The sequence below is a fragment of the Alcanivorax sp. HI0083 genome, from assembly GCF_001635175.1.
This window is the reverse complement of sequence record NZ_LWFX01001057.1, coordinates 1-12,170: the sequence shown is the minus strand read 5'-3', so window position 1 is coordinate 12,170 and position 12,170 is coordinate 1. Positions and strand designations below refer to the sequence as shown.

General features: G+C 56.1%; 18 protein-coding genes. 11 read left to right on the top strand and 7 right to left on the bottom strand.

Going from position 1 to position 12,170, the window contains the following annotated elements:
* From A3754_RS13875 to A3754_RS13865, 3 genes are all read left to right on the top strand, one after another.
* Positions 1-272, top strand: a 272-nt coding sequence (locus tag A3754_RS13875) for a PaaI family thioesterase (protein ID WP_197468657.1), incomplete at its 5' end; no start/stop codon positions are given.
* A 3-nt stretch (positions 273-275) separates the two neighbouring features.
* Entirely contained in the window at positions 276-989 is a 714-nt protein-coding gene (locus tag A3754_RS13870; RefSeq protein ID WP_063520165.1) for a PaaI family thioesterase, read from the top strand.
* A gap of 24 nt (positions 990-1,013) precedes the next feature.
* On the top strand, positions 1,014-1,358 hold the full coding sequence (locus A3754_RS13865; protein WP_063520164.1) for a hypothetical protein: 345 nt from the start codon (positions 1,014-1,016) through the stop codon (positions 1,356-1,358).
* 17 nt (positions 1,359-1,375) lie between these two features.
* Here A3754_RS13865 and A3754_RS13860 read toward each other — a convergent pair whose 3' ends face one another.
* Complete coding sequence (locus A3754_RS13860) at positions 1,376-1,933, bottom strand: NUDIX hydrolase (RefSeq protein WP_063520163.1); 558 nt, start codon at positions 1,931-1,933, stop codon at positions 1,376-1,378.
* Positions 1,934-2,430: 497 nt separating this feature from the next.
* On the opposite strand from A3754_RS13860, the gene A3754_RS13855 reads away from it, so the two are divergent.
* The 4 genes from A3754_RS13855 to A3754_RS13840 all read left to right on the top strand — a co-directional run bounded on the left by A3754_RS13855 (position 2,431) and on the right by A3754_RS13840 (position 4,634).
* Positions 2,431-2,928, top strand: coding sequence for a helix-turn-helix transcriptional regulator (locus tag A3754_RS13855; RefSeq protein ID WP_231880631.1), 498 nt, complete (start codon positions 2,431-2,433; stop codon positions 2,926-2,928).
* Between the two features lie 89 nt (positions 2,929-3,017).
* Positions 3,018-3,335: a CsgE family curli-type amyloid fiber assembly protein gene (locus A3754_RS13850; RefSeq protein ID WP_063520161.1), complete on the top strand. Its 318-nt coding sequence runs from the start codon at positions 3,018-3,020 to the stop codon at positions 3,333-3,335.
* Positions 3,335-3,736: a curli assembly protein CsgF gene (locus A3754_RS13845; protein ID WP_063520160.1), complete on the top strand. Its 402-nt coding sequence runs from the start codon at positions 3,335-3,337 to the stop codon at positions 3,734-3,736. Before A3754_RS13850 ends, A3754_RS13845 begins: the two co-directional genes overlap by 1 nt.
* Before the next feature lie 25 nt (positions 3,737-3,761).
* Positions 3,762-4,634, top strand: a complete 873-nt coding sequence (locus A3754_RS13840; RefSeq protein WP_063520159.1) for a CsgG/HfaB family protein — start codon at positions 3,762-3,764, stop codon at positions 4,632-4,634.
* Between the two features lie 74 nt (positions 4,635-4,708).
* Here the strand turns inward: A3754_RS13840 and A3754_RS13835 are convergent, their stop codons facing one another.
* From A3754_RS13835 to A3754_RS13820, 4 genes are all read right to left on the bottom strand, one after another.
* Entirely contained in the window at positions 4,709-5,029 is a 321-nt protein-coding gene (locus A3754_RS13835; protein WP_063520158.1) for a hypothetical protein, read from the bottom strand.
* 73 nt (positions 5,030-5,102) lie between these two features.
* The gene (locus A3754_RS13830) at positions 5,103-5,669 is read right to left on the bottom strand and encodes a hypothetical protein (protein ID WP_063519233.1); all 567 of its coding nucleotides are present in this window, start codon (positions 5,667-5,669) and stop codon (positions 5,103-5,105) included.
* Between the two features lie 103 nt (positions 5,670-5,772).
* Positions 5,773-7,032 carry a hypothetical protein gene (locus A3754_RS13825; RefSeq protein ID WP_063520157.1) on the bottom strand — a complete coding sequence of 420 codons (1,260 nt, stop codon included), beginning with the start codon at positions 7,030-7,032 and terminating at the stop codon, positions 5,773-5,775.
* A gap of 55 nt (positions 7,033-7,087) precedes the next feature.
* The gene (locus tag A3754_RS13820) at positions 7,088-7,627 is read right to left on the bottom strand and encodes a hypothetical protein (RefSeq protein ID WP_082872276.1); all 540 of its coding nucleotides are present in this window, start codon (positions 7,625-7,627) and stop codon (positions 7,088-7,090) included.
* 346 nt (positions 7,628-7,973) lie between these two features.
* On the opposite strand from A3754_RS13820, the gene A3754_RS13815 reads away from it, so the two are divergent.
* The 4 genes from A3754_RS13815 to rssA are packed head-to-tail and all read left to right on the top strand — an operon-like array spanning position 7,974 to position 10,262.
* Positions 7,974-8,546: a CoA pyrophosphatase gene (locus A3754_RS13815; RefSeq protein ID WP_063520155.1), complete on the top strand. Its 573-nt coding sequence runs from the start codon at positions 7,974-7,976 to the stop codon at positions 8,544-8,546.
* A gap of 51 nt (positions 8,547-8,597) precedes the next feature.
* A complete protein-coding gene (locus A3754_RS13810; protein ID WP_063520154.1) occupies positions 8,598-9,134 on the top strand; it encodes a gamma carbonic anhydrase family protein in 537 nt (178 codons plus the stop codon).
* Complete coding sequence (locus A3754_RS13805) at positions 9,127-9,336, top strand: DUF1289 domain-containing protein (protein ID WP_082872274.1); 210 nt, start codon at positions 9,127-9,129, stop codon at positions 9,334-9,336. Before A3754_RS13810 ends, A3754_RS13805 begins: the two co-directional genes overlap by 8 nt.
* A complete protein-coding gene (gene rssA, locus A3754_RS13800; RefSeq protein ID WP_063520152.1) occupies positions 9,333-10,262 on the top strand; it encodes a patatin-like phospholipase RssA in 930 nt (309 codons plus the stop codon). Before A3754_RS13805 ends, rssA begins: the two co-directional genes overlap by 4 nt.
* 159 nt (positions 10,263-10,421) lie before the next feature.
* Here the strand turns inward: rssA and A3754_RS13795 are convergent, their stop codons facing one another.
* The gene (locus A3754_RS13795; RefSeq protein WP_063520151.1) at positions 10,422-11,678 is read right to left on the bottom strand and encodes an HlyC/CorC family transporter; all 1,257 of its coding nucleotides are present in this window, start codon (positions 11,676-11,678) and stop codon (positions 10,422-10,424) included.
* Between the two features lie 137 nt (positions 11,679-11,815).
* On the bottom strand, positions 11,816-12,170 hold a 355-nt coding region (locus A3754_RS13790), incomplete at its 5' end, for an inner membrane protein YpjD (RefSeq protein WP_197468656.1).

The window sequence follows — 12,170 nt, the reverse complement described above, 5'->3', positions numbered from 1 at the left end:
GGCCGCCGGGACGGGTGCATGGCGGGGTGATCGCCTGGCTGCTGGATGCAGGGCTCTCCCGTGCGCTGCATGCCGCGTTTCGTTTGGGCGTCACCGGTACGTTGAATATCCGTTATCTGGCAGCGACACCCATAGAAGCGCCGATTGAATGTCGGGCGCACATTACCGGCCAGGAAGGGCGGAAAATTTTTGTAGAGGGCGGCATCTGGCACGGGGACACCCAGACCGTCAGCGCAGAAGGTGTCTGGTTGACACCCAAGAGTCTGGGGTAATTGATGTCTGAAACCACCTATCATTTTCGCGATATTCGTGTGGCGGAAACGCCAGAGCCGTCCACGCGGGCGCAGTTGCATCGTCAGCTGGGCCAGGAATTAGCGGGCCTCACCGAACAGGTGTTACGGCTGGATGCACCGCATGAAAAGTTGCAGGATTACATCGGTCAGGTGCAGCAGCTGCGCCAGGCATTGCAGCAGGAAGGCCAGCGGGATTACAGCGATATTCTGCAGCGTCTGCTGGCCGGGCAGGGCAGTGGTGATGACGTGACTGACCTGGTGGATTTTGAAATTCTTACCGGCAAAGCCTCGCCGCTTTCGCCGCCGCTGGAATTGTGGATCGATGGTGACCGTATTCGTGGCCGGGCCACGTTTGGTCCCGCGTTTCAGGGGCCGCCAGGGCGGGTCCACGGTGGCGTGCTGGCATTGGCGTTGGATATGCTGATGGCCAAGACGCAGGATTATGTCCGTCAAATCGGCATGACCGGCACTTTGAATATCCGCTACTTGGCGGCCACGCCGTTAAACACGCCGGTGGATTTCGAAGCCCGGCTGGTTTCGCTGGAGCGCCGCAAGTTACGCTGTGAAGGCAGTGTCTGGGTAAATGGCGAGCAAACGGTTTCGGCGGAAGGTATCTGGATTTCCGCCCATGGTGAGTATGCGTTGAAGCCAGAATTTGTGTCTGCGCTACCCTCGGATACCGGGGTGGCATCGTAACGTTCAACGCACTGGGAGGCATGAATGACAGAGGCCAGTGATCAACATTACAAATTGTGCTTTTACGTGCCCGTGAGCCATGTGGAACAGGTGAAAACGGCCATTTTCGAGGCCGGTGCCGGGCACCTGGGTGATTACGATCATTGCAGCTTTCAGACGCTGGGTCAGGGGCAATTCCGGCCCCTGTCAGGGAGTCAGCCCTTTCTCGGTCAGCATGATCAGGTGGAAGTGGTGGAAGAGTACCGGGTGGAGACGCTTTGCCTGGGCGCGTGCCTGCAAGCGGTGATCAGTGCGTTACGCCTGTCGCATCCCTATGAAGAGCCTGCCATCGATTTGTGGAAGCTGGAGCCGCTGCCGGGCACCCACTGAGAGCTGCCGAGATCCGGTTATTCGTCTTTGGGCCGACGCTTAAGCGGCTGGATATCCTGGGTGCGCACGGGGAAATCATTGCGGGCAAGGTCATCAATATAAAACCGCAGCGTGCGCCCGATGGTGGGGAAGGCCAGCTCATCCCAGGGAATGTCATCCAGGGCAAACAGACCTGCGTCACTGCTCTCTTCCCCGACACCGTATTTGCCGTCCTCCACGTCTCCCAGAAAAAACACATACACCTGATTGATGTGCGGCAGGTTGAAGACTGTATACAAGTCGCCGATGGCCACCGTGGCGCAGGCTTCTTCCCATGTCTCTCTGGCCGCACCTTCCTGCAGGGTTTCGCCGTTTTCCATGTAACCTGCGGGCAGTGTCCAATAGCCTTTGCGAGGCTCGATGGCGCGTTTGCAGAGCAGGACTTTACCTTCCCAAATCGGTACGGAGCCCACCACAATCTTGGGGTTCTGGTAATGGATGGTTTGGCAATCCGGGCACCAGTAGCGTGGCCGGTTATCTCCTTCCGGAATGCTGAACTGCAGGTTGGGGTTGCCGCAATGGCTACAGAATTTCATGGAAAACTCACTATAAGCGGTATGAAAAGCCCCCAAAATACCGCCACAAAGGTAATTGCCCACTTTGGGTATGAATGATATGGCAATGGCGTATATAAAAATAAAGTGATATTTTTTGTGACAAACATCACTATTTTACATATTTTAAAATATAGCCGATAGAACTAGTGCTACTGGAAAATGGTGGACATAGACTAACGATCCCGGTTGGCAGATGCCAGCCTGCCGACAGACCAGGTTGATAATGTCTGTGTTGGTAACGTGAAGGGAGCGATATTTCGTGGTCCATTGGCCATGAACTTGGGGAAAGGGACATTGATATGGATGTGTCGATGGCGCACGGGACGCGTGACGAAAGCAAAACCTATTTGGTGGTTTCACATTGCAACAATCTTGCAATCCGGCTTTTAGCAAAATCCATTGAGAACCAGCGAGGCGTATCCTGCACCGCAATCAGCAGTGATGATCTCTTTTGTGATCATATCCAGGATGATCTGGTGCTTATTAATGTGCTGGACTTTTCGACTCCGGAAATGGAAAAGTTGCTTGGCCGTGTCCAGGAAAATATGCCCCTGTGCAGGGTTATCCTGGTTAATGCCGATCGGGGCGATAATATTTTTTTCCTGCTTAACTGGCCGGTGGTTAAAGGCGTTATTTATCAGCAGGACAACGACGCCCTTATTTCCAAGGCGCTGGATGTGGTTTGCAAGGGGCGCAGCTGGTTCCCGCGCAGCTACATGGATTACCTGGTCCGTCACCGCAAAACCCCAACCCGTTGCGGGCATGTCTTTGAAAGCCTCACCAGTCGTGAACGGCAGATGCTGGATCATGTGGTGCGTGGCATGAGTAACCATGAAATCGCTGATGCCCTTTGCCTGAGTACGCATACGGTGAAGGCTCATTTGCAAAGCCTTTACCGGAAGGTTGGCGTGAAGAATCGGGTGGGTGTGATGCGCTGGGTGCATGAGAACCACCTGGAAGAGAGCGGAGAGTAGCTGTGTGTGGGCTGCGATTGGCGTGGGTGCCATTCATCTGCAGTCTCCTCGCATTTTCCGGGACAGCGGCCGCCCTGAATGAAAAAGACATGGGGGTGGTTGTCGATCAGACGATTACCCCTATCGGCAAACGGTTTTATCAGCAGTTTGCCTATCAACGTCATTACCTGTTTCCCGATTCGCCTTTCAGTATCAGCATTTATGAGCAACCCTCCGCCCGCAGTGGCAGCATTATTACAGTGAAATCGGACGATACGACGCTGGAGCGCTTTGTGTTGTCGTTTGCGTCCAACTGGGAAGATGCTCGGGTACAGCAGATGGTGCAATCCATTGAATTCAGGGTCCGGCGCATGAAAGTGCTGGATACTCTGGTAGGCAACCCTGATCTGGCCAAGGACGGCTACTAATGAAAACGCTTTATTGTCTGTTTGTTCTTGTTGCTGGCCCTGTTGCGGCCAGTGAGCTGATTTACCAGCCGGTCAATCCAAACTTTGGAGGCAACCCCCTCAACGGTTCCCACCTGCTGGGCAATGCCCAGGCGCAAAACGATTACAAGGATCCGGAAGCGTCTTCGTCTGCGTATGAAAGGCCTTCTGATCTGGATCGCCTGACATCGTCGTTGCAGTCCCGGCTATTGAGCCAGCTGCTGGCGGATGTGGGGGCGGGCAACGAAGGCAGCATCGTGACCGATGATTTTGCTATTAACATCATCGATGACCAGGGTGTGTTGTCCATCATTATTGAAGACATCAATACCGGCGAAGTCACCCAGATTGCGGTGGATGGCCTGGTCCCCGATACCTTTTAGACGCTCTACGCTGGGAAACTCAAGGATGAATGGTTACAACCGTTGCGGGCTAGTGATGCTGGTCTTGCCGATCCTGCTGTTGGTTGGGTGTGTGACTCCGCCTCTGGAGCCGGAAGCCCCTGAGCTGGTGAAAAAATCCGATGTGGCTCTGGATCTTGAAAGCATGCCGCCCCCCAAAGGTCGAATCATGGCCTCGGTATACAGCTTTCGGGATTTGACCGGGCAATATCGGCCGGCGCCGTCTTCGTCATTTTCCACGGCGGTCACCCAGGGCGCTGCGGCGTTTCTTATTGATGCCCTTAATCGCTCTGGTTGGTTCCTCACTCTGGAACGGGAAGGACTGCAAGACCTGCTGACTGAGCGCAAGATTGCCCGGGCCGTGGTAGAAAAGCGCCAGAAGGAAGGCGTGCGCGTGGCGGATGTCCCTGACCTGTTTTCCTCGGACATTCTTTTTCAGGGTGGCATTGTTGCCTATGAGTCCAATATCAAGACCGGTGGGCTGGGCGCGCGTTATCTGGGGGTCGGCGCATCGGAGCAATACCGAACGGACCAGGTAACAGTGAATCTGCGGGCTGTTGATGTGCGCACAGGGCGGATCATCAACACGGTCTCAACACGCAAGACTATCTACAGTAAAGAGCTGCAGGTCGGTGTGTACCGGTATATCGACTTCAAGGAATTACTGGAAACCGAAGCCGGGGTCACCACCAACGAGCCGGTTCAGCAATGTGTCAAACTGGCGATCGAAGCCGCAGTGGCACACCTTATCGTCAAGGGGGTTATGGACGGCAACTGGCAGCTTGAGAATCCCGCTGATATGGATTCCGAGGTGATTAAGCAGTACGGCCTGGCCTTGAGGGGCGAGACATTAGAAACCTCTGGCCGGCGTGATCGCTAATAAAACACCGCCGGTTAGCCGGGGCGGATTGCTGCAGTCTTGCCAATCTGTTGCTGGGAACGATGAGTTGGTGACTAAAGCGAGCCAGGCGTAAAGATGCGCGTGGTATTGGCCATTAGCGTGTCACCCCGACGGATGGTGGCGGTGGCCGTAACGGTATCTGTTGGCATGATGTTGATGGCGATATTCCCTGCCTGATTTTTTCCTGCATGCACTGAAATATGGCCGGATTGACGGGTGCGGCTGCTTCCGTTGGGCCCTTTTTTCTCAATGCCGATTTCATAATGAAGATTGCTGTCGGCTGCCTCGCATTGGAGCAGCAGGTGGAAACGGTGTTGCTGTTTTTCAGCAGTGGCAATGATGTCCACAGTGCAGGGTGACGAATAGGCGGCCATGGGTGTCGCTGCTCCGATGAGTAACAGGGTAAGCCCCGCTGCGCGGGTGAGGGTGCCGAGGCACCGTTGCCGATTAGAACTGATGTACCGTTGCATGATTGCCCACTCCAAACTGGATGATTTTCCCCGAACTATTGCCCGCTGATTGCAGGATTGTTGCGGTGCTTCCCTCGATATCGTGAAGCGGGCTGTGCTGTTCAATGGATGCCCGGCTGTCCATATGACTCTGCGCTATCAGCGCGTCGTTACCCGTGCCGTACTGTGCGATGCTCGCGTCGATATCCGACCCGTTTGACTGCTCTATATCAGCTCGAGAGGACGGTGACTGATTCTGTTGGATGCTGCCTGTGGCGCTATCGGTGTGGTCTTGTGATATCCGTGCCTCGCTATGATGAGACTGCGTCTGATCGATGTTGGCGTCACTGCGGTGGCTGTGTTGCTGGCTGATTATGGCATTGACGTCATGGCTTCGGGATTGCCGAATGATTGCAAGGCTGGCGGTGCTGCTCTGTTGATAGAGGCTGGCGGTATTAATACTGCTGTGTTGTTCAATTTGCGGGGTGCTGCTGTCTGCAAGCAGGAGACAGGGAGACAGCATAAGCGCGGGAAAAAGCATCCGCAGTGCAGGCGGCAGCGCCATGACATTGTCCTCTTGGGTCCGGCCCCCGGGTTAGGCGTTGGTATTATGGGTGGGCACAACGAGGTCGGGGCCACAGTGTGGCCCCGACGTGATCACGGGATGATCAGTTCTGGTGGATAAAGGCGTTGTTACCGCCGCCGCCCATCTGGGTGATGGTGGCTGAGTCCAGAGTGGCTTCCTGCAGGATGGTGGCCACGTTTTCATTGCCAGAGGCGCCAATGCCGAACTGGGTAATAAAGGCTTCGTTGTCAGAGCCAGGCTGGGTAATGGTTGCGATGCCGTATTCTGAAATGGCGTCCTGCTCTACGTTGGCCAGGTTGTTGTCACCCAGCTGGTCCACATCGATAACGCTGTTGCCGCCGTGGGAGTGTGCCACTGCTACGTTGGCGTTGCCGTGTTGGTCCACGTTAGCCAGGTTGTCGGAGCCGGATTGGTCCACTTCCGCATCATTGGCCGTGCCTGACTGGTTCACATAGGCGGTATTACGGTCGCCCAGTCCCTGGTCAACCTGTGCAATGTTGGCGTCGCCACCCTGAACGATTTCTGCATAGCTGCTAGTGGATTCGTCCTGGATGATATCCGCATCGCCGTTGGTGCCGTACTGATCAATCATTGCGTCAGAGTTGAACGAGAAATCCTGGCTGATCAGACCGTTGTTGTTATCGCCGCTTTGGGTGATGGTGGCGGTGGCATTGTCGGAAATGGCCACTTGGCTGATGCTGGCAATGTTGTCTGCACCGGTCTGGTCTACGGTGGCGGTGGCGAACCAGGAATCATCCTGCAGCACGTCGGCGGTATTGTTGACGTTGGACTGGTTAACCGTGGCCGTAGACCCAATCAGATTGTTCTGGGTGATGTTGGCGAGGTGGTCGACGCCGGTTTGAGTGATGGAAGCATCCGCGTTCAGGCTGGCACTTTGAACGATGGTCGCGTCGCTGGAGAAGGCGGATGTCTGAGTGATGCTGGCAACGGAGTCTTCGTTACCTGCGATTTGCTGAATGGTGCCATTGGTGTTGTCGGAAATGGCAACCTGGGTGATGGTGGCGGTGTTAAGGGTGCCGTCCTGCTCAACCGTGGCAGTGGCGAACCAGCTGTCATCCTGGGTGATGGTGGCAGCGTTGTCGTCACCTACGGTGTCGATGTCCGCAGTCATCATGTTGACGCTGTTGGCCTGGCTGACGTCGGCGCTGTTGTTGTTGCCGGTTTGATCAACCGTGGCAACCGCATCGTCGGTGCTGCTTTGTACGGTGCTGGCGGTGTTGCCGGCGCCGGTCTGGTTGGTGGTGGCTGAATTGTTCGCAGCCCAGGATGCAGTTGCCAGGGTTGCCAGAATGGCAGCGGCAAGCGGTTTCAAGGTTTTCATGGGTGTATCTCCTCAAGGTTTAGGCTAGGTCTTAGGCAAAATAACGTCGTCCATTTCAATCCCATTGCTGAATGGAGACGTGGAGTCCGGCCCCGATCTGGGTAACCGAAACAGCGTTGGCGTTACCGTATTGCGCCACATCGGCGTTATTGCCGACCCCGTATTGGGCAATGATGGCGCGGTTGTAATCGCCGTTTTGATCGAGCGTGATTGTGTTGTGGCTGCCTTCCTGGAAGAGAGAGGCGTTGTTGCCTGTGCCGTATTGGCTTGCCACTGCCAGGTTTTCCCAGCCGAGCTGGGTGATGTCCGCTTGTTGCGCCGTGCCGTGCTGAATGATGTCAGCCTGGTTGGCGTAACCCTTTTGCTGAAGTGAAGCGGTATGGCTGAGGCCTTCCTGTTGGAGGGTGCCGGTGTTTTTTCCCTGCTGGGTTATGGAGGCATTGAGATCCGCACCGTCCTGGGCAATGTCCGCGCTATTGCCGGCGGGAATTTCATCGAAAAATGAAAGGTCGGTAGCGTTCGCCTGTGTTCCCAGAATCAACAAGAGTCCTGCAAGAACAAGGTGGGCTATGGCTTGCCCTGTCATCATTTTCATCCCTGATAATTGAACCTCACGCACTCAGTCTTGCGCGATTTTTCCTGCAGTGACATTCGCCATCGGTGCTGAATTTTTCAGGCCGCGACTAGTCGGTGGGGTAATAAAAAGCGGAGAGATTGCGTTTTGGGGCCGGGCGGTTTTCAGAAAAAACCGCGGAATGCTTGTAGAGCAAGGGTTTGAGAGCCTGTTGGCAGTTAGTTCGTTTGGTGTAAGCCAATGTCTTGCCGCGTCAGGAAAGGAGGGCGAGTTTGTGACCGGTGGTCGGCGGTGGGCTTTGACAAGGCTTGCCCAGGGCGCCCGGGCTGTTCAAACTACCGTTTGAATTTGAGGATTGGAGAAGGGTGTGCTTGAGCAGCTCAGGCAGCGTTTGCCGGATTACAGACGCACAGAATTGCCCCTGGCGTTGCCCGAGGCTGCCGTTCTGATGCCGTTGGTTGATGTGTCGGAGCCTCGGGTTATCCTGACGGTTCGCTCCAATTCCATGCCGACCCACGCTGGTGAGGTGGCTTTCCCCGGTGGAAAGCGGGACCCGGGCGACAAGAATCTGCTGATGACGGCCCTGCGTGAAAGCCAGGAAGAGGTGGGGTTGTCGCCGGATTATGTGGATGTGCTGGGGCAGTTGTCTCCGCTGGCCTCCCGTTATGGCATGAAAGTGACGCCTTTTGTGGGCATTGTCAGCCCGGAAGCGGAGCTGCAGGCCGAGCCGGGTGAAATTGATACCATCTTCCAGGTGCCCTTGCAGTTCTTTCTGGATGAGATTCCGGAGCTGTCCAGCCCCATTGATGTGTTTGGGCGCCAGTTCCGTATCCCCAGCTATTACTATGAAGATAAGCGCATTTGGGGTCTGACCGCCTTCATGATTCTGGATCTGATCAACCACGTCTATGATGCGGGCATTGAGTTCGAGGTGAAGTAACTTTCTGCCTGTTAACCCTCTGCCTGGCACGAGGAAACAAAGGGGAGTCGAATGATTTATAAAATTGGTGAGCGCCGCCTGGAGCAGCGTGGTAGTGGTCACTGGATCGCAGACAACGCCACCGTGATCGGTTCGGTGATCATGGAAGCCAACAGCAGTATCTGGTTCAACGCGGTGTTGCGGGCCGATAACGACGTGATCGAAATCGGTGAAAATACCAACATCCAGGACGGTGCGGTGCTGCACGTGGATCCGGGCGTACCCATGAAGCTGGGTCGGGACGTGACCGTGGGCCACAAGGTCATGCTGCATGGCTGTACGGTGGGCGATAACAGCCTTATCGGCATCAATGCGGTGGTGCTCAACAAGGCCGTTATCGGCAATAACTGCATTATCGGCGCCAATTCGCTGGTGCCGGAAGGAATGAAAATTCCGGACAATTCCCTGGTGATGGGGTCTCCGGCCAAGGTGGTGAAGGAAATAGGTGAAGGGCACAAGGCCATGTTGACCATGGGCAGCATGCACTACGTGGCCCATGCCAAAGAGTTTGCCCAGCATCTGGAGGTGGATGAACGCTTCCATGACTGACAGGCAACTGGTGTCGCCGTGTGTGTCGATCTGCGCACTGGATGAAGATGATATCTGTGTGGGCTGTTTCCGTACCGGCGGGGAAATCTCCATCTGGGGGCTGCTCTCGGATGACGAAAAGCGAGAGGTGTTTCGCCGTATTGATCAGCGTATGAACGGCGAGCCAGCTCCTTGCGTGGTGCGCGCGGAGAAAAACCGATGACAACGCAGATTGGTGATCAGGAGCCTGTGCGGCCGGTGGTCGGGCTGGCGCTGGGCAGTGGTTCTGCCCGCGGTTGGGCGCATATCGGGGTAATCCAGGCGCTGGAAGAAATTGGTGTGCAGCCCCAGGTGGTGGCGGGGACATCCATTGGCGCACTGGTGGGGGGCGCCTATGTTACTGGCACGCTCAACGCTTTTGCCGACTGGGTGGAATCCCTGACGGTGAAAGATGTGTTCGGTTTGCTGGATATCAGTTTTTCCGGCGGCATGGTGAAAGGGGAAAAGCTGTTCAGCTTTTTTCAGGACCACCATGAAAACCCGGAAATCGAGACCCTGGACAAGAAGCTGGTCACCGTGGCCACAGACATGAAAAGTGGCCGCGAAGTCTGGATAACCAAAGGGCGGATGCTGGATGCCGCGCGGGCATCCTGTGCCTTGCCGGGGCTGTTTTCTCCAGTGAAGATGCAGGGGCGCTGGATGTTGGATGGTGGCCTGGTGAATCCGGTTCCTGTGTCTGCCGCTCGCGCCATGGGCGCAGATGTGGTGATCGCGGTGAATCTCAATGCCCAGTTGGTGGGCGCCCATCTGTCCCGGGACACACGCAGCCAGGCAGAGGGAGAGGAAGGCACCGCTGAAGAGCGCAGTATCTGGCAGAAAATGATGGATTACTTTGCTTCAGGAGACGGTCAGGATCCGGGTTTTTTCGATGTGGTGGCGTCCAGCATCAATATCATGCAGGACCGCATTACCCGCTCGCGTATGGCTGGCGATCCGCCTGAAGTGACGCTGGTGCCAATGCTGGAAGACTTCGCGCTGATGGATTTTCACCGTGCCAAGGAAGCCATCGCCGAAGGGCGTGCGCTGGTGAAGCGCTACGAGGCCGATATTCTCGCCTGGGTTGGGTCGCCGATCGCGGATCGGGTTTGAAGGGCAGTTGATAGTGGAAAGCTGACAGCTGCGCGTTAACCGTAGGGGTTATCTTGAAACGCAAGAGGCCGCGCCCAAAGGTTGGGCGCGGCCTCATTGCTTTAAGAAAACAGGAATTTTGATCGCGCAGCTGTCAGCTTTCCACTATCAACTGTCAACTTAACTCGCCTTCCTTGCTCTCACTGCCTTCACCATATTGTCCTTCACCTGCAAAATCTCGATCAGATACTGATCGATTCTCACCGAGATATTGGCGTCGGGGATATCCTGCAGGTATTCAAGGATCAGCCCGTTAAGGGTCTTGGGACCATCGGTGGGCAGTTCCCATTGCAGGGCGCGGTTGATGTCGCGCAGGGTGGAGGAGCCGTCGATCACGAAGCTGCCATCCTCCTGGGGATGGATGTCCTGGCTGGTGGCGGCCAGGTCGGTGGTGAACTCGCCAACGATTTCTTCGAGAATATCTTCCAGGGTGACCAGGCCCTGCACGTCGCCATACTCATCCACGACAATGCCGATGCGGCGTTTGGCATTCTGGAAGTTGATCAGCTGCTGATGCAGGGAGGTGGCTTCCGGTACGAAGTAAGGCTCCACCGTATATTGCATCAGCTCGGCTTTGTTGATTTCGTCCTTGAGCAGCAGGCGGCTTAGTTTACGCAGGTGCAGCAAGCCGATCATGTTGTTCGGGTCGCCATTGAACACCGGCAGCCGGGTGTGCTGGCTGGAGCGTAGAGTAGTGAGGATGTCGTGCATGTCGTCATCCAGATCAATCCCCACCATTTCGTTACGGGGGACCATGATGTCTTCCACCGTCACGGTTTCCAGGTCGAGAATGTTGAGCAACATTTTCTGGTGATTCTCGGGAATCAGCCCGCCGGCTTCATTGACCACAGTACGAAGCTCTTCCGGGCTCAGGTGGTCCTCGTCCTGCTCGTTGGGGCGAATGCCCGCTAGCCGGAGCAGCATGCTGCTGACCCCGTTGACCATCCACACCAGCGGCGCCAGCAGTACCTGCAGAGGCTTGAGGACCACGCTGGCAGGGAACGCGACTCGCTCCGGGCGCATGGCGGCGTAGGTCTTCGGGGTGATCTCCGCAAAAACCAGCATGATGATGGTGATCACCACCGGCGCCACAGCGGCGCCGCTGTCGCCCAGCCAGCGAATCGCCAGAATGGCGGCCACGGTGGCGGCAAAGTTATTGACGAAGTTGTTGCCAATGAGGATGACGGACAGCAGCCGGTCCGTGCGTTTGAGCAGGGCTTCCACCCGGCTGGCCGCTTTTTGTCCCTGACGGGCCAGATGTCGAAGGCGGTAGCGGTTAATGGCCACCATGCCGGTTTCACTGCTGGAGAAGAACGCAGAGGCCAGAATCAGAATAATCAGGGCGCCAATCAGCCACCCGTCAGAGTAGGTATCCAAAGGAAATATCGTTTATCCGCCAGTCGGCCCGCTATTGTTCGGGCCGGGGGGTTGGGGTGTCAAGGAGAGAGGCAAGCTATATGCGTCAGGCCCCACGCCGGGCACGCAAAAGCGTGTTGCGTGAGGAGTGTTGTGTGTCAGCGTTTCAGGATGAATTCCAGCACCAGCTGACTGCCGAAGAAGGCCACCAGCAAGACCGCAAAACCACTGAGGGTAAAGCGAATGGCGGTGCGCCCCCGCCAGCCTCGCAGATAGCGGCCGCCGAGCAGAACGGCGAATACTACCCAGGACACCAGGGTCAGCACGGTTTTGTGCATCAGATGCTGGGCAAACAGATTATCCACGTAAAGAAAGCCGCTGAAGATGGCAACGGTCAACAGGATTTCGCCCAGCCAGATTGCCTCGAACAGCATGGACTCCATGACCTGAATCGGTGGGAAAAGTCGCATGACGCCACGGATATGGCCGCTCTTGAGTTGACGGTCCTGAATC